At 41.5% G+C, this 22,152-nt stretch carries 23 protein-coding genes, 1 other RNA gene and 1 riboswitch; of the genes, 22 read left to right on the top strand and 2 right to left on the bottom strand.

Annotated elements, in window-relative coordinates; genetic code table 11:
- The first annotated feature begins 208 nt into the window (after positions 1-208).
- From NQ503_RS11025 to NQ503_RS10980, 10 genes are all read left to right on the top strand, one after another.
- Positions 209-1,426 carry an aminotransferase class I/II-fold pyridoxal phosphate-dependent enzyme gene (locus NQ503_RS11025; RefSeq protein ID WP_022388376.1) on the top strand — a complete coding sequence of 406 codons (1,218 nt, stop codon included), beginning with the start codon at positions 209-211 and terminating at the stop codon, positions 1,424-1,426.
- Positions 1,427-1,529: 103 nt separating this feature from the next.
- Entirely contained in the window at positions 1,530-2,891 is a 1,362-nt protein-coding gene (locus tag NQ503_RS11020; protein ID WP_005427564.1) for a citrate/2-methylcitrate synthase, read from the top strand.
- Positions 2,892-2,915: 24 nt separating this feature from the next.
- The gene (locus NQ503_RS11015; protein WP_005427565.1) at positions 2,916-3,419 is read left to right on the top strand and encodes a YqeG family HAD IIIA-type phosphatase; all 504 of its coding nucleotides are present in this window, start codon (positions 2,916-2,918) and stop codon (positions 3,417-3,419) included.
- Complete coding sequence (locus NQ503_RS11010; RefSeq protein WP_005427566.1) at positions 3,416-3,937, top strand: shikimate kinase; 522 nt, start codon at positions 3,416-3,418, stop codon at positions 3,935-3,937. The genes NQ503_RS11015 and NQ503_RS11010 overlap by 4 nt, the downstream gene beginning before the upstream one ends.
- Positions 3,938-4,003: 66 nt before the next feature.
- Positions 4,004-4,561 carry an elongation factor P gene (gene efp, locus NQ503_RS11005; RefSeq protein WP_005427567.1) on the top strand — a complete coding sequence of 186 codons (558 nt, stop codon included), beginning with the start codon at positions 4,004-4,006 and terminating at the stop codon, positions 4,559-4,561.
- 180 nt (positions 4,562-4,741) lie between these two features.
- Positions 4,742-5,749, top strand: coding sequence for an aldo/keto reductase (locus tag NQ503_RS11000; protein ID WP_005427568.1), 1,008 nt, complete (start codon positions 4,742-4,744; stop codon positions 5,747-5,749).
- 2 nt (positions 5,750-5,751) lie between these two features.
- Positions 5,752-6,333, top strand: a complete 582-nt coding sequence (locus NQ503_RS10995; RefSeq protein WP_005427569.1) for a nitroreductase family protein — start codon at positions 5,752-5,754, stop codon at positions 6,331-6,333.
- 425 nt (positions 6,334-6,758) lie between these two features.
- Positions 6,759-7,229, top strand: a complete 471-nt coding sequence (gene tnpA, locus NQ503_RS10990; RefSeq protein WP_005423698.1) for an IS200/IS605 family transposase — start codon at positions 6,759-6,761, stop codon at positions 7,227-7,229.
- Between the two features lie 239 nt (positions 7,230-7,468).
- Positions 7,469-7,831 (top strand): CidA/LrgA family protein, encoded by a 363-nt coding sequence (locus NQ503_RS10985; RefSeq protein ID WP_022388372.1) that lies wholly within the window; start codon positions 7,469-7,471, stop codon positions 7,829-7,831.
- A complete protein-coding gene (locus NQ503_RS10980) occupies positions 7,824-8,516 on the top strand; it encodes an LrgB family protein (protein ID WP_005426018.1) in 693 nt (230 codons plus the stop codon). The genes NQ503_RS10985 and NQ503_RS10980 overlap by 8 nt, the downstream gene beginning before the upstream one ends.
- A gap of 94 nt (positions 8,517-8,610) precedes the next feature.
- Positions 8,611-8,691: riboswitch (cyclic di-GMP riboswitch) on the bottom strand.
- A 67-nt stretch (positions 8,692-8,758) separates the two neighbouring features.
- Here NQ503_RS10980 and NQ503_RS10975 read toward each other — a convergent pair.
- The gene (locus tag NQ503_RS10975) at positions 8,759-9,079 is read right to left on the bottom strand and encodes a hypothetical protein (RefSeq protein WP_022388371.1); all 321 of its coding nucleotides are present in this window, start codon (positions 9,077-9,079) and stop codon (positions 8,759-8,761) included.
- A 313-nt stretch (positions 9,080-9,392) separates the two neighbouring features.
- On the opposite strand from NQ503_RS10975, the gene putP reads away from it, so the two are divergent.
- A complete protein-coding gene (putP, locus tag NQ503_RS10970; RefSeq protein ID WP_044925860.1) occupies positions 9,393-10,934 on the top strand; it encodes a sodium/proline symporter PutP in 1,542 nt (513 codons plus the stop codon).
- 98 nt (positions 10,935-11,032) lie between these two features.
- Here putP and ssrA read toward each other — a convergent pair.
- Positions 11,033-11,381: a transfer-messenger RNA gene (gene ssrA / locus NQ503_RS10965) on the bottom strand.
- 251 nt (positions 11,382-11,632) lie between these two features.
- On the opposite strand from ssrA, the gene NQ503_RS10960 reads away from it, so the two are divergent.
- The 11 genes from NQ503_RS10960 (at position 11,633) to NQ503_RS10910 (ending at position 22,106) form a co-directional block, all read left to right on the top strand.
- Positions 11,633-12,115, top strand: coding sequence for a transcriptional repressor (locus NQ503_RS10960; protein ID WP_022388369.1), 483 nt, complete (start codon positions 11,633-11,635; stop codon positions 12,113-12,115).
- A gap of 161 nt (positions 12,116-12,276) precedes the next feature.
- Complete coding sequence (locus tag NQ503_RS10955; RefSeq protein ID WP_005422135.1) at positions 12,277-12,582, top strand: DUF6110 family protein; 306 nt, start codon at positions 12,277-12,279, stop codon at positions 12,580-12,582.
- A 60-nt stretch (positions 12,583-12,642) separates the two neighbouring features.
- The gene (locus NQ503_RS10950) at positions 12,643-14,715 is read left to right on the top strand and encodes a heavy metal translocating P-type ATPase (protein ID WP_005422136.1); all 2,073 of its coding nucleotides are present in this window, start codon (positions 12,643-12,645) and stop codon (positions 14,713-14,715) included.
- A gap of 174 nt (positions 14,716-14,889) precedes the next feature.
- Complete coding sequence (locus tag NQ503_RS10945) at positions 14,890-15,441, top strand: DUF3793 family protein (protein WP_005422137.1); 552 nt, start codon at positions 14,890-14,892, stop codon at positions 15,439-15,441.
- A 24-nt stretch (positions 15,442-15,465) separates the two neighbouring features.
- On the top strand, positions 15,466-15,888 hold the full coding sequence (locus NQ503_RS10940; protein WP_005422138.1) for a flavodoxin: 423 nt from the start codon (positions 15,466-15,468) through the stop codon (positions 15,886-15,888).
- A 195-nt stretch (positions 15,889-16,083) separates the two neighbouring features.
- Positions 16,084-16,767 (top strand): response regulator transcription factor, encoded by a 684-nt coding sequence (locus NQ503_RS10935; protein WP_005422140.1) that lies wholly within the window; start codon positions 16,084-16,086, stop codon positions 16,765-16,767.
- Positions 16,764-18,296 (top strand): sensor histidine kinase, encoded by a 1,533-nt coding sequence (locus NQ503_RS10930; protein ID WP_005422142.1) that lies wholly within the window; start codon positions 16,764-16,766, stop codon positions 18,294-18,296. The genes NQ503_RS10935 and NQ503_RS10930 overlap by 4 nt, the downstream gene beginning before the upstream one ends.
- A 100-nt stretch (positions 18,297-18,396) precedes the next feature.
- Positions 18,397-19,017 (top strand): imidazole glycerol phosphate synthase subunit HisH, encoded by a 621-nt coding sequence (gene hisH, locus NQ503_RS10925; RefSeq protein WP_022388827.1) that lies wholly within the window; start codon positions 18,397-18,399, stop codon positions 19,015-19,017.
- A gap of 1 nt (position 19,018) precedes the next feature.
- The gene (gene hisF, locus NQ503_RS10920) at positions 19,019-19,777 is read left to right on the top strand and encodes an imidazole glycerol phosphate synthase subunit HisF (RefSeq protein WP_022388826.1); all 759 of its coding nucleotides are present in this window, start codon (positions 19,019-19,021) and stop codon (positions 19,775-19,777) included.
- A gap of 14 nt (positions 19,778-19,791) precedes the next feature.
- Entirely contained in the window at positions 19,792-20,487 is a 696-nt protein-coding gene (gene ung / locus NQ503_RS10915; protein ID WP_055055142.1) for a uracil-DNA glycosylase, read from the top strand.
- 2 nt (positions 20,488-20,489) lie between these two features.
- Positions 20,490-22,106 carry a putative polysaccharide biosynthesis protein gene (locus tag NQ503_RS10910; RefSeq protein ID WP_055055143.1) on the top strand — a complete coding sequence of 539 codons (1,617 nt, stop codon included), beginning with the start codon at positions 20,490-20,492 and terminating at the stop codon, positions 22,104-22,106.
- Positions 22,107-22,152: the final 46 nt, after the last annotated feature.

The following is a 22,152-nucleotide window of genomic DNA, read 5'->3' as shown; positions in this document are numbered from 1 at the left end:
AAAGTTGAAAAGGGTATCATAAAAATTTTTTTCAAAAAATTTATTAAGACATACTAAAAAATAATTTATATGATTTTATGATACGAGTTGTGGAGAATTTTACCTTGCGAAATTGAGCGGAATGTGAGATTATAGTACAATACGAGTTACTGAATATAGGATTCCAGTGACCGATATGAATAAAAAATTCACGGAGAGGAGTGAAAAAATGAGAACATTTGACAAATCAACAAAGCTCGATAATGTACTGTATGATGTGAGAGGACCGGTGGTTGATGAGGCGGCCAGAATGGAAGAGGAAGGCAAAGAAATTCTGAAACTGAATATCGGAAACCCGTATCCGTTCGGATTCTCAGCTCCTCAGGAAGTGATTCTGGATATGCTGAGCAATATCCGTACATCTCAGGGATATTCCGATTCCAAGGGAATCTTTTCTGCACGTAAGGCAATCATGCAGTATGCGCAGCTTCGTAATATTCCAAATGTTTCCATGAATGATATATATACTGGAAATGGTGTAAGTGAGCTGATTAATCTCTGTATGCAGGCACTTCTGGATAATGGAGATGAGATTCTGATCCCGGCACCGGACTATCCGCTCTGGACGGCTACAGCTACACTGGCCGGGGGAAACGTTGTCCATTACGTCTGCGATGAACAGTCAGACTGGTATCCTGATATCGATGATATCAGAAGCAAGATCACAGATAAGACAAAAGCAATCGTCATCATCAATCCGAATAACCCGACAGGTGCAGTATATCCCAAAGAAATTCTTGAACAGATCGTTCAGATCGCAAGAGAAAAAGAACTGATCATTTTTTCGGATGAGATTTATGACCGCCTGGTTATGGACGGATATGAGCATACATCCATTGCCTCTCTGGCACCGGATGTTTTCTGTGTTACATTTTCCGGATTGTCCAAATCCCACATGATCGCTGGATTCCGTATCGGATGGATGATCTTAAGTGGAGCAAAGGACAAGGCAAAAGGCTATATAGAAGGAATCAAGATGCTTTCCTCTATGAGACTTTGTTCCAATGTGCCGGCACAGTCGATCGTGCAGACAGCACTTGGTGGATACCAGAGTGTCACAGAGTATATCAAACCGGGTGGAAGAGTTTATGAGCAGAGAGAGTGCATCTATAATGCACTGAAAGATATCCCGGGAATTTCTGTAGTAAAACCTCATGCTGCTTTCTATATCTTCCCGAAGATCGATACCGAGAAGTTCAATATTACAAATGATGAACAGTTTGCACTTGATTTCCTGCATGAGAAACAGGTACTGATCGTTCCGGGCAAAGGCTTTAACTGGATGAAACCAGATCATTTCAGAATTGTTTATCTTCCAAATATAAGACAGCTTGAGAAGTCAATGGAAAAACTTAGAGAATTTCTGCGCACATATCAGCAGAGATAACTGGACTGAAATGACAGGAAATGTTATACTTATTTTAGATTAGAGATTTATTTTGAGGAGGGCCTGCGGGAAAAAGAAGCATAAGTCGAAAGGAGTATCATGCATGACAGGATTTAACACAAAAGTAACACCGGAAATTGAAAATCTGACACAGATGTGCGTAGATCATTCCAGTATGGATGTGTCACTTTATGGAAAGTACGATGTAAAAAGAGGACTTCGAGACATCAATGGTAAAGGCGTTCTGGCCGGGTTGACACAGATATCCAATGTACAGGCGGTTAAAGTTATTGATGGGAAAGAAGTTCCCTGTGCAGGAAGTCTTTATTACCGAGGGTATAATATCAAAGATCTGACGGCGGGTTTTGTCAATGATAATCGGTTTGGATTTGAAGAGACGACCTACCTGCTTTTGTTTGGTAAACTTCCAAGTGCAAAAGAACTTGCAGATTTCCAGGCTTTGCTGGCAGCCCAGCGTTCATTACCAAGAAATTTTGTGCGTGATGTTATCATGAAAGCACCGGGACGTGATATTATGAATGCGCTTTCACGAAGCGTGCTTACTTTATATTCCTATGATAATAATCCAGATGATATTTCACTTCCGAATGTACTAAGACAGTGCCTGAACCTGATCAGTGAATTTCCGCTGCTTTCCGTATATGGATATCAGGCATACAGTCATTATGTGAGAGGTAAGAGTCTTTATATCCACAATCCGAAGAAAGAACTTTCTACAGCTGAGAATATTCTTCGGATGCTCAGACCAGATAAAAAATATACAGATTTGGAAGCGAAGATCCTTGATCTGGCATTGATACTTCATATGGAACATGGTGGTGGTAACAACTCTACATTTACAACACATGTTGTTTCATCATCCGGAACGGATACATATTCTGCAATTGCTGCTGCACTCGGCTCACTGAAAGGCCCGAAACATGGCGGTGCGAATATCAAGGTTATTCAGATGTTCCAGGATATGAAGAAAGAAGTCCGTGACTGGGAAGATGAAGAGGAAGTTCGTGCATATCTGAAACACCTTCTTCATAAAGAAGCATTTGACAGACGTGGCCTGATCTATGGTATGGGACATGCAATTTATTCTGTTTCCGATCCGAGAGCAGAAGTTCTTAAGGGATTTGTAGAAAGCCTCGCAAAAGAAAAAGGACGTATGAAAGATTATCGTCTGTATTCCATGGTTGAATGGATGGCTCCACAGGTGATTGCAGAAGAACGCCGTATTTATAAGGGTGTCAGCGCCAATGTTGATTTTTACAGTGGATTTGTATACAGCATGTTGGATCTTCCACTGGAACTCTATACACCGATGTTTGCCGTGGCACGTATTGTTGGATGGAGTGCGCATCGAATGGAAGAGTTGATCAATACAGATAAGATCATCCGCCCGGCATATAAGAATGTTCTGCCTGAGGCAGAATATATTCCTCTCAGCGAGAGATAAGATCAGACAACAGAGGAGAAAATAATGTTTCGATGTTTTTTTCCAGATGAATATCTGGATTCTGCGTATGTGATAGATTATGACCGCCTTTACCGCGAAGGGTACCGCGGTCTGATCTATGACATTGATAATACACTTGTGCCTCACGGGGCACCGGCAGATGAGCGGGCAATTGCACTTTTTGCACATTTGAGAGAACTTGGATTTGGCTATTGTCTGTTGTCAAACAATCAGATTGAGCGGGTTTCCTCATTTGCAGATGCGATTGGCGCACAGTTTATTGAGAATGCGCACAAGCCATCTGTACGTAATTATAAGAAAGCAATGGAACTTCTTGGAACAGACACAGGAAATACCATTTTTATAGGAGATCAGCTTTTCACAGATGTATATGGGGCCAAAAGAAGCGGCATCCGTAATATTCTGGTGAAGCCGATTCATCCAAAAGAAGAAATTCAGATTGTGCTCAAACGTTATCTGGAAAAAATAGTATTACATTTTTACAAAAAGGAGGAGGGGATTTCATGAACCACGTGGTGATCATTGGGTTTATGGGTTCGGGAAAAACGAGAGTTGGAAAGCAGCTTTCCAAAGACTTGGGATTACCATTTGTTGATCTGGAGAAGATCATTACAAAGAGGATGAATCTTTCTGCAAGAGAGATATTCGAGAGATTCGGAGAGCCGTATTACCGTGCATTGGAGACTCTGGCACTGAAACAGCTGATTCAGGATTCAGAGCGCAAGGTGATTTCACTTGGAGCAGGTCTTCCACTGCAGGAACAGAACGAAAAATATCTCAGAGAACTTGGTACAGTTGTTTATCTGAAAGGATCACTGGCAACGCTCAAGAAACGTCTGGAGGGATCCAAAAAAGATCCGATGCTGGATGGGGAAGACAGAGATGACAAGATCAAGAAACTTCTGAAACAGAGAGATCCGGTATATCAGAAGTTTGCTGATATTCAGGTAACGACAGGAGAAGTGCCTTTTGAGGAGCTTATTAAAGAAATTGAAGAGAAATTGGCTTCTTATGAAAAAAAGTAGTTGAAAAAACTTCCTGTATATTATAGAATAACTGGTAGCGAACACAAAACGAAGGAGGATAATAAAATGATTTCTGCAGGTGATTTCAGAAACGGTGTCACAATCGAAATTGAAGGAAACGTATGTCAGATCGTTGAATTCCAGCATGTAAAACCTGGAAAAGGCGCTGCGTTCGTAAGAACAAAATATAAAAACATTATCACAGGAGCTGTACTGGAAAAATCTTTCCGTCCTACAGAGAAATTCCCACAGGCTCGTATCGACCGTGTGGACATGAGTTATCTGTACAATGATGGAGACCTTTACAACTTCATGAATACAGAAACATATGATCAGGTTGCACTTACAAAAGAACAGGTTGGAGATTCTCTCAAATTCGTTAAAGAGAACGAAGTTGTTAAAGTTTGTTCCTGGAATGGAAATGTATATGCAATCGAGCCGCCTCTGTTTGTAGAACTTGAAGTTATCGAGACAGAGCCAGGATTTGCTGGAAACACAGCACAGGGTGCTACAAAACCTGCAACTGTTGAAACAGGTGCTCAGGTAATGGTTCCGCTGTTCGTTAACCAGGGAGATAAACTGAAAATCGATACAAGAACAGGTGAATATCTGTCTCGTGTATAATTAATAGGATGAATAGTTGCTGCGAACGTAGTGAGCAGTAGCAAGTTAAGATACCACCGGAGAGATTCGGTGGTATTTTTTTACTGTGCTGATTCGTGGAAAAGCAAAGAAAAAGAGCAAAAAGTGAGAAATCGTTGCCGAAAATAGAATTTTGGTTAAAATAGAAATGGAGGACATGATATGGAGTACAGAACACTTGGAAAAACAGGATTGAAGATTTCACGTATGGGATTCGGAGGCATTCCGATTCAGAAAATCGATGAAGAAGGGACAAAGAAGCTTCTTCATGCAATGGCAGAAAAAGGAATCAACTATATTGATTCCGCGAGAGGATACACAGTCAGTGAACGGTATATCGGTTATGGGCTGGAGGGAATTCGTGATAAATTTGTACTTGCGACAAAATCCATGGCAAGAACAAAAGAAGCAATGGCGGCAGATATTGAGACAAGTCTGAATAACTTCCGCACAGACTATATTGATCTGTATCAGGTACATAATCCAAGCATGGAACAGCTAGATCAGGTTATTGGAGAGGGCGGTGCACTGGAGGCGCTTATAGAAGCCAAAGCAGCTGGAAAAATCGGACACATTGGACTGACTGCGCATTCCACTGCTGTTTTTGAGCGTGCATTGGAGCTGGATTGGGTAGAAACAATTATGTTTCCATATAATATTGTAGAGCAGCAGGGCGCTGAACTGATTCGCAAATGTGCTGAAAAAAATATCGGATTTATTGATATGAAACCACTTGCCGGTGGCGCAATCGAAGATGGTACACTTGCACTTCGCTATGTCTGTTCCAATCCGGATGTGACTGTTGTGATTCCAGGAATGGCAGAGATCCGTGAACTGGACGAAAATATGGCAGCCTGCTCTGATTCTACACCTCTTACAGAGGAAGAACTCAAGAAGATGGAGGAGGTTCGCGCGCAGCTTGGAAATGATTTCTGTCGTCGCTGCAATTACTGTGCACCATGTACCGTAGGTATCAATATCCCAAGTGTATTTCTCTTTGCCGGTTATCTGCAGAGATATGATCTGGCAGACTGGGCGAAAGAACGCTACAGCACGCTGAAAGTAAAAGCTTCTGCATGCATTGGCTGTGGCAAATGTGAGCCAAGATGTCCATATCATCTGCCAATCAGAGAAAAATTAAAGGTATGCGCGAAAGATATGGGAGAATAAACATGTTCAAAGATATTGTAAAAGCAAGCAGAAGCTACAGAGGATATGATGAATCTTATCGCTTCAGCAGAGAAGAGTTGGAAGACTTCGTGGACTGCGCGCGTTTTGCACCGTCCAGCGTGAACGCCCAGCCATTTCGTTATTATCTGGCATGGGAGAATGAAGAAGTAGACCGAATCCAGAAACTGACAAACTGGGCGCGGGCGCTTCCGCAGATGCAGCTTCCTCATCCGGGCATGTGCCCGACAGGATTTATCATCATCTGCCAGGATCTGAACCTTGGAGCTTCCATCCCTAGATACCAGAAAGATGTCGGAATTGTGGCACAGACCATGCTTTTGGCGGCAGCTGAACGTGGACTTGGCGGTTGCATGATTGGAAACTACAATGCCGATTCCGTCAAAAAAGAACTGCACCTCGCCGAAAATCTCGCTCCGGTGCTGATCGTGGCATTTGGCAAGCCGGCAGAAAAAATTGTGATCAAAGAAATCGAGGAAGGCGAGAACATTGCCTATTACCGCGATGAGAACGATGTACATTACGTACCCAAAAGAAAACTGGAAGACATTATAATAAAGAAATAAAGAATTCCCAATACCATACTTTATTTCCTAAAGTGCGAAGCATGACTACACCCCATCAATTAAAACTGAAGAGAGAATCTGGATATAACCACTACGGGTACAGATGCATCTGCAAGAGTTCGTAGAAATACTTGGGATGTATCCTTAGTTATCAGAACCGCAAATAGCTAAAAATTGACATTAATCAAACATTTATATAAAAAACTGCTGTAATATCGGCAGTTTTTTGTACTTTATTTGTTAGGGCAAAGCCCTGTTTACCATTGTGTAGTTTTTCGTTGATCCGAAAAACGGAACTTTGGGAAACAAATAAACCACCTGCTATGCAGGTGAGTTAGGAATGCTTCAGCTTACAGTAAAAAACCTCCTGTGTTACAATAATGTTGGTTCGCCAACCGCATTAAAGGACAAAGGAGGTTATCCAAATGGATAGTAATAGTTTATCACATACAAAATGGAATTGTAAGTATCATATTGTATTTGCACCAAAATATAGAAGAAAAGTAGCATATGGAAAAATAAAGCAGGATATAGCGAATATTTTGAGTATGTTATGTAAGAGAAAAGGTGTAAAAATTGTAGAAGCGGAAATATGTCCAGATCATGTACACATGCTAGTAGAAATTCCACCGAGCATAAGTGTATCGTATTTTGTAGGGTACTTAAAAGGAAAAAGTACACTTATGATATTTGAAAGACATGCAAATTTAAAATATAAATATGGAAATAGACATTTCTGGTGTCGAGGATATTATGTAGATACGGTAGGGAAAAATGCAAAGAAAATACAGGAATATATAGCAAATCAGTTACAAGAAGATTTGGAATATGACCAGATGACACTGAAAGAGTATATTGACCCGTTCACGGGTGAGCCAGTAAAACCGAACAAATAAAAGAAGCCCTTTAGGGCTTAGTGGGTAAATGATGTTGCGCTTGGCGAACCTATTTCAGTGAGTCTTTAGACTCCAGTGCCGGTAATAGACCCTTATAGGGTCAAAGCAAGCCACCGGCTAAGCCGGTGGTCTTGACTGACTTGTTGAGACAAAATGCAGTGTGCTATAATAGAAAAAGTTTGTTACTCATAATAAAAGAACAAGGGTAATAAAAGATTTAAACTCAGGAGGCGAATAAAGTGAAATATTTAAGACAGTTTGGAATCATTCTGGCTGTGACCTGCGCGGGGGAGATTATGAAATATTTTATCCCGCTTCCAATACCGGGTAGTATTTATGGACTGATTCTGATGTTTGTGCTTCTGCTTGCAAAAGTGATCAAGGTAGAACACGTAAAAGAAACAGGAGAATTTCTGATTGAGATCATGCCGCTTATGTTTATCCCGGCAGGTGTAGGACTTGTTACGTCCTGGAGTCAGTTGCAGTCTTTCCTGGTGCCACTTCTTGTAATAACAGTAGTATCTACATTTGTAGTTATGATTGTGACAGGAAAAGTGACAGATTTCTTAATTTCAAGAAAAGGAGAGAAGAAGAATGGATAATCTGATTTTGAGTTCTGCAACAGTTGGAATCGTGATCAGCCTGCTGGCTTATGAGATCGGCCTGGCTGCTCAGCGCAAATGGAAACTGGCAGTTTTAAATCCATTGTTGATTTCCATCATACTTGTAATTGCGTTTCTGGTAGTATTTCATGTGGATTATGAAAGTTACAATATGAGTGCCAAATATCTGAGCTATCTTCTGACACCGGCAACGGTCTGTCTGGCTATACCTCTTTATCTTCAGCTGGATCTGTTGAAGAAAAATATAGTAGCGATTCTTGTTGGTGTATTTTCCGGAGTGCTCGCAAGTCTTGGAACCGTACTTGCAATGTCAGTCGTATTCGGTCTGAACCATAAAGAATATGTAACGATGCTTCCAAAATCTATTACTACAGCGATCGGTATGGGAGTATCTGAGGAACTTGGCGGATATGTGACAATTTCTGTTGCGGTGATCATCATTACAGGAGTACTTGGAAATATGGCAGCAGAATTTATCTGTAAGCTTTTCCGTATTAAGAGCCCGATTTCCAGAGGCCTTGCAATCGGCACGGCATCCCATGCAGTAGGAACTGCGAGAGCAATGGAACTGGGTGAAGTCGAGGGAGCAATGAGCAGTCTTGCTATCGTTGTGTGCGGTCTGTGCACAGTAATCGGAGCATCCATCTTTTCCTATCTGTGGTAAACGGAAATAAAAAATACAAAAAGTTGACGATTCATCCTGAAACCACGGATGGTCGTCAACTTTTTTTCTGTTCTAAAAGAGTTATATGTATCTCTCCTGCAACTGGCTGTCATACATTTGCTTAGACCCTATAGTTTTGCGCCACCGGATTTCCCCGGCTATGCCTTTTTTTAAAATAAATATAGTCTTTTATTGCATAAACGATAATATGTAGTATTGTATATTTGAATTCATTCCATGTTTTATTCAGCATTGATACTGAGCGGCTGTTCCTGATTATTTAACATTCCCATTTTTGTAAGTAATGATATTGCATCACCCATGCCTGCTACATAGGACATGTCTGCGTATCGTTCATCCCTTGATTCCAGGCATGCAATATAATCATCTACGACTCTTCTGATCACATAAGGTATTTTCAGACTGCTGTAGCGTTCTTCCAGATAATCCAGATCACCGTTGTCCTGCTGAATATACTCATCCGATTCAAATATTTTCTGTCTCCTTTCTCCCATCATTTTTTCGATGTAGTTTGCAATTACAGCTTCGTTTTTGTTTTCCAATTTTTAATCCTCCGTTTGTGCAATAACTATAGGTTTCGCCATTATTCTATAATTCAGGAAGGTATATCGTCAATATGATTCGTCAGACAATTTCTTAGATTTTTCGACAAATCATAGAATCTTCTTTGGTAGATTTTATGTTATTTTTAAAGCATTTCCGATGGTTTTTGTGTGTTTTGATTTTTTATAAAAACAGAGTCGTTTTTTGCTAAGAATTTTCTTTACTTTTCTGTAGTTTTCGAATAATATTGTAGGTATATGCATATCAGAATATGAATAAATATGCATTCCATTTCAGAAGGGAGAGGAACTTATGACAACTTCACACATCTGCATCATGATAGCAATCATTGTTTATCTGGGTGCAATGATCTATGTCGGCTACCTCTGTTCCAAGAAAAATAATGACACATCCGATTTTTATCTGGGTGGACGTAAACTTGGACCATTGGTTACGGCAATGAGTGCAGAGGCTTCCGATATGAGCAGCTGGCTTTTAATGGGACTTCCGGGTCTGGCGTATCTGTCTGGAATCGCTGATGCCGGATGGACTGCGATCGGACTTGCAATTGGAACGTATCTTAACTGGAAGATCGTTGCAAAGAGAATTCGTCTCTACACACATGTAGCAGGCAATTCGATTACATTGCCATCATTCTTCAGCAACCGTTTCAGAGACAACAGACATCTGTTACAGTCGATCGGAGCTATTTTTATCGTTATTTTCTTTATTCCGTATACGGCTTCCGGATTCGCAGCCTGTGGAAAACTTTTCTCCAGCCTTTTTGGAGTAAAATATCTCACAGCAATGATCATCAGTGCCCTTGTTATAGTTGGATATACGACTCTCGGAGGATTTCTTGCCGCATCAACAACGGATTTTATCCAGAGCATCATCATGTCTATTGCACTGATCATCGTATTTTGTTTTGGGGTATCTATAGCAGGAGGTCCTTCGGCGGTTATTGATCATGCGAAATCACTGCCGGGTTATCTGACCATGATGACAACTTATGATCCTGTAAGTGGAACGGAGTCTGCATATCCTGTTATAAATATTGTTTCCATGATGGCCTGGGGACTTGGCTATTTTGGTATGCCGCATATTCTTCTTCGATTTATGGCAATTGAAGATGAAAAGAAACTTTCCTTATCAAGAAGAGTAGCTACTACATGGGTAGTGATCTCACTTGCTGTAGCAGTACTGATCGGTGTGATCGGCCTTGGAATGACAGAAGCAGGCAAACTTGAAATGCTTCAGGGATCTAATTCAGAAACAATCATTGTTAAGATTGCAGATCTTTTGAGTACATATGGCGTTCTTCCGGCACTGCTTGGTGGTACGATCCTTGCGGGAATCCTTGCATCTACCATGTCTACTGCAGATTCACAGCTTCTGGCAGCTTCTTCAGCAGTATCTTCTGACCTTCTCGGAAATATCCTGAAGAAAAAAGCTGACAAGAATGAGAGTATGGTTGCTGACCGTGTTACATTGCTTTTGATCGCAGTCGTAGCGGTTATCATTGCACGTAATCCGGACAGCTCAGTATTTAACATCGTATCTTTTGCGTGGGCTGGATTTGGTGCTGTATTTGGACCGGTTGTATTGTTTGCTTTGTTCTGGAAACGTACGAACTGGCAGGGTGCACTGGCAGGAATGATTTCTGGTGGTGTTATGGTATTTGTATGGAAATACCTTGTACGTCCAAATGTATCTTTCCTGAATTTTTATGAATTACTTCCGGCATTTTTGGTTTCCTGTGCTATGATTGTCATTGTAAGCCTTGCAACAAAGGCTCCGTCAAAAGAGATCATTGATGAATTTGAAACAGTTCAGAAGAGAATGGCCGAGTAATATATAATCAGTTGAAAATATAACAGATAAATAAAAAATGTGAAGTCTTGATAATTAAGACTTCACATTTTTTATGTTTACGCTATCTGCCATATTAAAAATGGACCTGAGGGGAATCGAACCCCTGTCCGAAAGCCTATCCCTTGCGGTGTCTCCCATCACAGTCGCTGTTTTAACATTCCCTTGGCAATACGCCCATCGACAGGCTTATTGCTTCAGTAGCTTCATGATACATCTACCGGGGCAAAGCTTACCCGGCAAGGTTTCTCACATAGTCGACACCAGATTCCTGATGTGTGAGTGCATCAGGGCTGATGAGCAGCACTTAGGCTGCTAACGCGTACTGTTCGTCTGCGTTTATATTTAGTTTCCCGGTTGGTACGCAGTCCAGGAGTCTGCGGATGGCTGCCTCAACTTCAAAGCCCCCGTCGAAACCAGTACAAGCCCTGATCAGGTTCGGAAAGATCCGATATTACTGGTAAACAGACGATGCTTGTGTTTCTGACTTTTTCTATTATATGAAACTGTATATAGAGTTGTCAAGGGAAGAACTTGGTTTTTATAACCTTTTTATAAAATACTGAAAAAACTTGACAGTGACAGTTAGAAGATGTAAACTCATGATAGATATAGCGAACAGAAGTTGCTCGAAACAAATAGTAAGACAAAACAAACTGAACGGATCAGGAGGAACGAAAATGGAAGCACTGCGAGAGGAAATATATGATTATACATCAGATCCTGCTCAGGAATCCTTCCGTAATCAGCAGTATCAGAGAAGCAGCATGCAGCGGAGTGCTATTGTTGACAGACTTCGCCGGGAAGGCTGCAGGATTACAAAACAGAGAAAGATCATACTGGATATTATTTTGCAGGAAGAATGTACCTGTTGTAAGGAAATATATTTTCTGGCATCTAAAAAGGATCCAAATATTGGAATGGCGACAGTATACAGAATGATTAATCTTCTAGAAGAAATCGGTGCCCTGAAAAGGAAAAGCGCTTATCGCATCTGCGATGAACAGGGACAGGTACCTGTCTGCTGTGTACAACTGGATGATCAGACAAATATCCGGCTGGATAATGAAAAACTTTGCAAGATTATTGAAAAAGGAATGGAATCCTGCGGATATCTTCAGTCAAGGAGAGTACGACGCGTATCCGTTGAAAATAGCAACTAATGGACTCCCGGAAGAAAATACGCAAAAAACAGAAGTAAATTACTCTGTTTTTAGATGATAATGAGAAAATTTATCACTTTTGCAAGTTAGTCTGGACTTTTGTTTTGGAGATTTTATAATATGTGTAATGTTAAAAAAGAAATATACAGGAGGATATTACAATGATCAAACTTGATAAGAAACACAGCGGAGTATTCGCGGCAGGAGTATTATTCGGAACAGCAGGAATCAAACTTCTTTCCAGCAAAGATGCAAAAAAAGTTTATACGAACTGTACAGCAGCTGTTCTTCGTGCAAAAGACTGCGTAATGAAAATTGTATCCAAGGTTCAGGAGAACGCAGAAGATATTTATGCAGAAGCACAGCAGATCAACGAAGATCGCGCAGCAGCTGAGGAAGCATTTGAAGATACTGCTGAAGAAGAAACATTTAAAGAAACAGAAGAAACTGCAGCAGAAGAGGAATAAGAACAAAGCACCTGCGGAGAGAAACTGCAGGTGTTTTTCATAACTAAAGGTGATGACAATATGAGATTCAAAATAGAACATGAAATCAGAGGCAGAGTCAGACTTCATATCTGTCAGAAACGAATGACATGCAGACAGGCAGATCAGTTGGAATATTTTCTGACAAAACTGAATGGTGTAATCTCTGTCAAAGTAGTAGAGAGAAATCAAGACGTAGTGATCTGTTATTCTGATAACAGAGAAGAAATGCTGAGGGCAATTCAGAGATTTTCTTATGAAAAGGCTGAGGCACCGGAAAGTTATCTTCAGAATTCAGGAAGAGAAATGAATGGAGAATACTGGGAGAAGATGGTAAACCATGTTGTGCTCCATTATGGTAAGAAAATATTCCTGCCACTTCCGGTCCGGACATTTCTGACAACGCTGAAATCTGTGAAATATATCTGGAAAGGTGTGCGCACACTTGCAAAATGCAGAATTGAAGTTCCGGTACTGGATGCAACGGCGATCGGTGTATCCATGCTCAGAGGTGACTTCAGTACAGCTTCTTCCGTAATGTTCCTTCTTGGCTTTGGTGAGATTCTTGAAGACTGGACACACAAAAAGTCTGTGGATGATCTGGCACGAAGCATGTCCCTGAATGTGAGCAAGGTATGGCTGATAACAGAGGATTCTGAAGTTCAGGTAGGAACAGATGAAATTAAACCTGGTGACAGAGTCCGTATACATATGGGAACCGTAATTCCGTTTGACGGTATTGTTACAGAAGGCGAGGCTATGGTAAATGAGGCGTCTCTAACAGGGGAATCCATGCCGGTGGCAAAACATGAATCCAGTTATGTATATGCCGGAACGGTTATGGAGGAAGGTGAACTTACCATTCGCGTAAAAGAAACTTCTGGCTCTACCAAGTTTGAAAAGATCGTAACCATGATCGAAGAGACTGAAAAACTGAAATCGGCAGTGGAGAGCAAAGCAGAACATCTTGCAGACAGACTGGTTCCGTATACACTTGCTGGTACAGCTCTTACATATGCACTCACACGAAATGTGACCAAGGCATTGTCTATTCTTATGGTTGATTTTTCCTGTGCATTGAAACTTGCAATGCCAATTTCTGTTCTTGCAGCGATACGTGAGGCAAATGCACATCATATTACGGTGAAGGGTGGAAAATTTCTGGAAGCAGTTGCTGAGGCAGATACGATTGTGTTTGATAAGACAGGAACACTGACGAAGGCACAGCCGACAGTTGTTGATGTAGTTTCCTTTAACGGTGATTCAAAAGAAAATCTTCTCAGACTTGCTGCATGCATGGAAGAACATTTTCCACATTCCATGGCAAAAGCAGTTATGGATGCTGCAAAAGAACGTGGCCTGACTCATGAAGAAATGCATTCAAAAGTTGAATATATTGTAGCTCACGGAATTTCAACAATGGTAGATGGAAGAAAAGCAATTATAGGAAGCCATCATTTTGTATTTGAAGATGAAAAATGTACAATTCCGGTCGGAAAGGAAGAATTGTTCAGAAATCTTCCGGAAGAATATTCTCATCTGTATCTTGGAATTGAAGGGAAACTTGCCGCGGTGATCTGCATTGAAGATCCGCTTCGCCCGGAGGCACCGGAGGTTGTAAAGGCACTGCGAAAAGCGGGGTTCACACAGATCGTTATGATGACAGGTGACAGTGACCGCACAGCAAAAGCAATCGCAACCAGAGTTGGAGTCGATAAATATTATTCTGAAGTACTTCCGGAGGACAAAGCAAAATTCGTAGAAGAAGCTAAAGCACAGGGACGTAAAGTCCTGATGGTAGGTGATGGAATTAATGACTCTCCGGCGCTTTCTGCAGCAGATGTTGGTATTGCGATCAGTGATGGAGCAGAACTTGCAAGAGAAATTGCGGATATCACGATCGGGGCAGATGATCTGAGTGTCATGGTTACACTTAAGGAAATCAGCAATGGTCTGATGGATAAGATCCATAAGAATTACAGACGTATCGTTGGTATTAATGGAAGTCTGATCGCTCTTGGTGTAACAGGAGTGATTCAGCCGACTATGTCTGCATTGCTTCATAATACTTCAACTTTACTGATTGGTATGGACTCTATGAAATCTGTACTCTAAAGTCAGTGCAGGATATGAAAAGTTAATTAAAGAAAACTCTTGACAGCGAGTGAAAAGTATTGTACTATCATGTTAGTTAGAAGCAGCTAACAAATAAAAACTTACGGATATGGAAACATATCCGTAAATTTAAAACAATAGGTTAGACACAACTAATCAACGGGAGACTTAAGGATGTTAGAAGCTGAGATCATAGCACACTGTGCACCTACGCTAGCAGGAATCAAAACTGCAAATATGTTTACTTATACACCAATGAACAGAAATAAACTGTCCATGGAAATTGAAGAGGAAAACAGAAAACTGAATTGCAGAGGTGTTTTTGTGGAAGTGCTCAGAACAAGTGAATATAAGGCACTGGTCTATGTATACCGCAAAAAGAAACTGGAACAGGATCTGCAGTGTGAAGGTGCATGTGCTCTTTTGAAAGACTGCGGTTATGAATGTCAGGAGACAGATTGCTGTATTCGACAGCTTCAGGAGCGCTTTTTTGAAAAAGATGGTTTTCCACATGAAGTTGGGCTTTTTCTTGGGTATCCTCTTGATGACGTGACTGGATTTATTGAACAGAAAGGTAAAAATTATAAATGTTGCGGAATCTGGAAAGTATATGGAAATGAAAAGCAGACTCAGATGCTTTTCCGGAAACTGAAGAAATGTTCAGAAATCTACAGACGACTTTTTGCGGATGGAAGATCAATTCTTCAGCTGACTGTTGCAGCATAAACAGAAAGGATAAGGTAAATCAAGATGAGTAAAGTAGCAGTAGTATATTGGAGTTCAACAGGAAACACAGAAGCTATGGCAAATGCAGTAGCGGAAGGAGCAAAAGCAGCAGGTGCAGAAGTTATTTCTTTTGAATCAGCTGATTTTTCAGCAGATAAAGTAGATGAATTCGATGCGATCGCGTTTGGCTGCCCGGCAATGGGAGATGAAGTTCTGGAAGAAGATGAATTCGAACCGATGTTCAACTCCTGTGAGACAAAACTTTCCGGCAAAAAGGTTGGACTTTTCGGATCTTATGGATGGGGCGATGGAGAATGGATGCATAACTGGGAAGATAAATGCAAAGAAGACGGGGCTGTTCTTGTCGCTGACGGTGTGATCTGCCAGGAAGAACCGGATGATGATGCAGTAGAAAACTGCAAGGCGCTTGGTAAAGCACTTGCATAATTCCAGATCATTCATAAAGACAGCAAAAAATATGACAATGGAGAACCGGAGCCTGTTTCTATGGCTTCCGGTTTTTGTTTTATGAAAATTACTTCTAATTCTGTCCAAATTTCTGCCATCCGTTCACAAAACTTACATAAATCTCTGCTAAGATAAAACAAAATAGAAAGTAAATGTTTGATGGAGGAATGAAAAATGGAAGCCCCAAAGATTCTTGTAGTAGATGATGAAAGTCGTATGCGTAAGCTTGTGAAGGATTTCCTTGAAAAGAAAAATTTCCATGTACTGGAAGCCGGAGATGGTGAGGAGGCAATGGATATTTTTTATGAAGAAAAAGATATAGCACTGTTGATCCTGGATGTCATGATGCCTAAGATGGATGGCTGGGAAGTATGTCGTGAGATCCGCAAAAACTCAAAAGTACCGATCATCATGCTCACTGCCAGAGGAGATGAACGTGATGAACTTCTTGGTTTTGATCTTGGTGTAGATGAATATATTTCCAAACCATTCAGCCCGAAGATCCTGGTTGCCAGAGTAGAAGCAATCCTTCGAAGAACCGGACAGGATGCCGGAAACGATGTGCTTTCTGCTGGTGGCATCGTGATTGACAAATCTGCTCATCAGGCAAGTGTTGACGGCAAACCAATGGAACTGAGCTTTAAGGAATTTGAACTTCTTACGTATTTCCTTGAAAATCAGGGAATTGCATTATCCAGAGAAAAAATCCTGAATTCTGTATGGAATTATGATTATTTTGGGGATGCCAGAACCATTGATACACATGTCAAAAAACTCAGAAGCAAAATGGGAGACAAGGGCGAATATATCAGAACCGTCTGGGGTATGGGCTACAAATTTGAGGTAGATGAAGCATGAAACCAAAGAAGAAAACGGCAGGAAAGTCAGAAAAAAGGAAGTTTCATCCGCTGAGACAGCAGATTGAATTCTGGTTTATCGGACTATTCCTGCTCTCCATGGTGATCACAACCGTGATCAATGGACTTTTTCTGGAACATTATTATATCAGCAAAAAGACAGATGTATTACAGGAAGCTGTAAAAAATCTCGAGGCGCTGAAGATGACAACAGACTCAGATGGAAAATGCAGTGCAGATATTTCTGATGAAATGTTTAAAGACAGTTCAGAGAATAATCTTACCTGGGTAGTGATCACAGCAGATGGACAGACAGTATGTTCTGTCGGAAGCAATGAAGATCTTCTGGAGGCCCGGCTGGTCGGTTATGCTTATGATCTGGATCAGAAAAAGGATGATCATGCAAAAACACTCCAGCAAAATGAGAATTATGTTATACAGCAGGTGAGGGACCGCTTTGCCGGAATGGAATATGTGGAGAGTTGGGGAGAACTCAAAAATGGCTGCTATTTTCTGATCCGAACGCCACTGGAGAGCATACGTGAGAGCGTTTCCATATCGAATAAATTTTATTTCTATGTTGGCATTTTGATCATTGTGGTCAGTGGATTTGTGATCTGGTTTGTGACAAAGAGAATCACGCGTCCGATCAGTGAATTGACACTGCTTTCCACGAAGATGAGTGAACTGGATTTTGAGACCAAATATCAGAGCCATGCCGGAAATGAGATCGATGAGCTGGGAGAAAATTTCAACCGTATGTCTGAACAGTTGGAAAAGACGATTTCAGAGTTGAAATCTGCAAACAATGAATTACAGAAAGATATTGAGAATAAAGAACGAATCGATCAGATGAGACAGGAGTTCCTGAATAATGTTTCTCATGAGCTGAAAACTCCGATCGCGCTGGTTCAGGGATATGCAGAAGGACTGAAAGAAAATATTTCCGAAGATCCGGAAAGCCGGGAGTTTTACTGCGATGTTATCATGGATGAGGCATCCAAGATGAATAAGCTGGTTCGTAACCTTCTTACTTTGAATCAGCTGGAATCCGGAAGAGATGAAATGACCGTAGAACGCTTTGATATTGTCACTCTGATACGGGGGGTTCTGCAGTCTATGGATATCATGATCCAGCAAAAAGAGGCAAAGGTCAGCTTTGATGCAGAAAAGCCTGTCTATGTATGGGCAGATGAATTTAAAATTGAAGAAGTCGTGACAAATTATACAAGCAATGCATTGAATCATCTGGATGGAGAAAAAGAGATCGAGATCCGTGTTCTGACAGAGGAGAACCATGTGAAAGTAACGGTATTTAATACAGGTACACCGATACCGGAGGAAGATATCCCGAATCTCTGGAATAAATTCTACAAGGTAGATAAGGCGAGAACCAGAGAATATGGTGGCAGCGGTATTGGATTATCTATCGTTAAGGCGATTATGGAAGGCCTCCATCAGCAGTATGGAGTGCAGAACTATGATAATGGTGTGGAATTCTGGTTCACGTTAGACAGAAAGAATCAGTAAAACAGCACAAATCGAGACAGATGTAAAGAAATCGCTTTGCATCTGTCTTTTTTTGGGTTATACTGGAATAATATCAATGAAGACAGGATGTGAGAGACAAATGATAGGAATCATCGACTACGATGCGGGTAACATCAAAAGCGTAGAAAAAGCACTTGCATATATTGGGGAGGAGACGATCGTTTCCCGGGATCCAGAGGTGCTTTTAAAAGCAGATAAAGCGATCCTTCCGGGCGTTGGAAGCTTTGGACAGGCAATGGAGAATCTGCACAGATACAATCTGGTACCGGTCATTAAAGATATGGTAAAAAATAATACGCCGTTCCTTGGAATCTGTCTGGGACTGCAGCTGCTTTTTGAGAGCAGTGAAGAGACACCGGGAGTAGAGGGTATTGGTATTCTGAAAGGAAAAATTCTGAGAATTCCACCGGCAGAAGGACTTAAGATTCCACATATGGGATGGAATTCGCTGCATCTGCAGAATAACGGAAGACTGTTTCAGGGAATTCCAGAGGACACATATGTATATTTTGTACATTCCTATTATCTGCATGCAGAAGAACCGGAGATCGTAAAGGCAGTGACAGACTACAGCACAACAATCCATGCATCTGTTGAAAAGGGAAATGTATTTGCATGCCAGTTCCATCCGGAGAAGAGCAGCAGATACGGCCTCAAGATCCTGGAAAATTTTGCGAAACTGGAAAAGGAGGGGAACTGATATGTTTACCAAGAGAATCATTCCCTGTCTGGATGTCAATAAAGGCCGGGTGGTTAAGGGCGTTAATTTTGTGGACCTGAAAGATGCCGGTGATCCGGTTGAGATTGCAAAAGCATATGATGCAGCAGGAGCAGATGAGCTGGTTTTCCTGGATATCACAGCATCCTGTGAAGAACGTGATACGGTAGTTGATATGGTGCGTAAAGTAGCTGCCTGTGTATTTATTCCATTTACGGTTGGCGGAGGAATTCGTACCGTGGATGATTTTAAGAAGCTTCTCCGGGAGGGTGCAGATAAGATTTCTGTGAATTCTGCTGCAATAGACCGTCCGGAGCTGATTCGTGAAGCAGCAGAGAAATTCGGCAGTCAGTGTGTAGTGCTTGCTATAGATGCCAAGAGAAGACCGGGAGGTGGCTGGAATATCTACAAACATGGCGGACGTCTTGATACAGGATTGGATGCGATTGAATGGGCCAAAAAGGCAGAGGCACTGGGAGCAGGGGAAATCCTTCTTACCAGCATGGACTGTGATGGAACAAAATCGGGTTATGACATCGAACTGACACGTGCAATTTCAGATGCAGTCAGCATTCCGGTTATTGCCTCCGGTGGAGCCGGGACTCTGGAACATTTTTATGATGCTCTGACAGAGGGTGGCGCAGATGCAGCACTTGCAGCATCTTTATTCCATTATAAAGAACTGGAGATCAGTCAGGTGAAAGATTATCTGGCAGACAGAGGAATCTCCGTAAGAAGATAAGAGGTGAAAGAAACATGGCTCCTTTATCAGGAGAATGGCTGGAAGCATTGAAAGGCGAATTCCATCAGCCATATTATGCGAAACTATACAAAACAGTGATGCAGGAATATCAGACACACAAGATCTTTCCTCCGGCAGATGATATGTTTAATGCATTTCATTTCACACCACTAAGTCAGGTAAAAGTTGTGATTCTCGGACAGGATCCGTATCACAATGATGGACAGGCCCATGGGTTATGTTTCTCTGTAAAAAGAGATGTAGAGATCCCGCCATCGCTGGTTAATATCTATCAGGAACTCCATGATGATCTGGGATGCTATATCCCGGATAACGGTTATCTGGAAAAATGGGCCAGGCAGGGTGTTTTAATGCTTAACACGGTCCTGACTGTGCGGGCGCATCAGGCGAATTCTCACAGAGGTATTGGATGGGAGCAGTTTACCGATGCTGCAATTGGTATTCTGAATGAGCAGGATCGTCCAATTGTATTTCTCCTTTGGGGAAGACCGGCACAGATGAAAAAATCTATGCTGACTAATCCGAAACATCTGATTCTGGAAGCACCGCATCCGAGTCCGCTCTCTGCATACAGAGGATTTTTTGGATGCAGACATTTCAGCAAAACAAATGAATTTCTGATTCAGAATGGTTTGGAGTCGATCGACTGGCAGATTGAAAATAAAGAACAGCAGGAAATTAAGGAGTAAACATGAACCAGAAGAACAACTTAGTAAAAAATGCATCTTTCTTGATGGTTGCGGCAATGATCTCCAAGGTCATCGGTCTTCTTTATAAGAGCCCGCTTTCATCAATTGTAGGCAATATGGGAATGGGATATATCAGCCTTGCCCAGAATGCCTATATGATTCTTCTGATGATTGCATCCTTCAGCATTCCACAGGCAGTTTCCAAACTGATCTCAGAACGAATTGCTTTAAAAGATTACAAAAATGCCCAGAAGATTTTTCATGGATCTCTGATCTATGCGGCAATCGTAGGTGGAATCGTAGCACTGGTGTGTTTATTTGGGGCAAGATTTATTATTCCGAGCAATCAGCCGAATGCAGTACTGGCATTGCAGATCTTATCACCAACGATTTTCCTTTCTGGAATCCTGGGTGTATACAGAGGATATTTTCAGGCATACCGTAATATGATGCCAACTTCGATCTCGCAGATACTGGAACAAATTTTTAATGCGGCAGTCAGTCTGATCGCAGCCTGGATGTTCATTAAATATTTTGCCGATGGTACAGATGGAAGTGTGGCAAAATGGGGAGCCGCCGGGTCTACTGTTGGTACGACAGCAGGTGTCGTGATCGCACTGTTGTTTATGCTCTTGGTATATGGTGTTAATCGGAATGCGATCAAATGCAGAGTCAGACATGATCATTATCATGATGAGGAGTCTTATGGCGAGATTCTGAAGCTGATTATTCTGATCGTTTCTCCAATCATCCTGAGCTCATTTATCTATAATATTAATGGTTATCTGAATGGAGTTCTGTATTCTGAGATCATGGGCAAACATGGTGTAAATGCAGATATGATCAGTATGATGTATGCAGAATATGCGACCTACTTTATGAGTATTATCAATATTCCTTTGACGCTTTCAAGTGCAGCACCGACTTCAATGATCCCGGAGGTATCTGCACTGTATGCAACGGGAGATATTGATGAAACAAGGAGAAGAGTGGACCAGACCGTGCAGTTGTCCATGTTCATTTCTATTCCATGCGCGGTAGGACTGGCAGTGCTTGCACAGCCAATCGTATTACTGCTGTTTGGAGGAACAAATGGTGTGGCCGGAAAGCTTTTGATGCTTGGATCCTTTACGATACTTCTGAATGGAATGTCCAACATTTCCAATGGAGTACTTCAGGGAATTGGTAAACCGAAGATCCCTATGATCACAGCAGCAGTTGCGCTGGTTGTAGATGTGATTGTAGTTGTTGCGCTTCTGATGTTCACTGACCTGGGTATTTATGCATTGCTGGTTGCTATGATCGTGTATGCAATCGTTGTATGCGTGATGAATGATTTCTTTATGAAAAAATATCTGGAATATAAGAACCCATGGAAGGCGGCTTACGTAAGTCCGCTGATCGCTTCTGCAGTGATGGGTGTCGTGGCAGCTGGTGTTTATTATGGCTTTCATGCAATCTTACCATCTAATATCATCTGCCTGGGTGTATCGATCATTCTGGCAGCAGCAGCGTATTTCCTGGTTTATATCCTGGTTGATAAGACAGCATCCGAGCGGCTTTCCAGAATGCCTGGCGGGGCATATCTTGTTCGAATCGCACAGAGAATCAGAAGATAAGGGAAAACAAGTTTTTCAAATGATAAAATACGGAAAATACAGGATA

The organism is Blautia obeum ATCC 29174 (assembly GCF_025147765.1).
Classification (GTDB): Bacteria; Bacillota; Clostridia; order Lachnospirales; family Lachnospiraceae; genus Blautia_A; species Blautia_A obeum.
The sequence above is the reverse complement of the archived record's forward strand: the minus strand, read 5'-3'. Positions and strand labels throughout refer to the sequence as shown.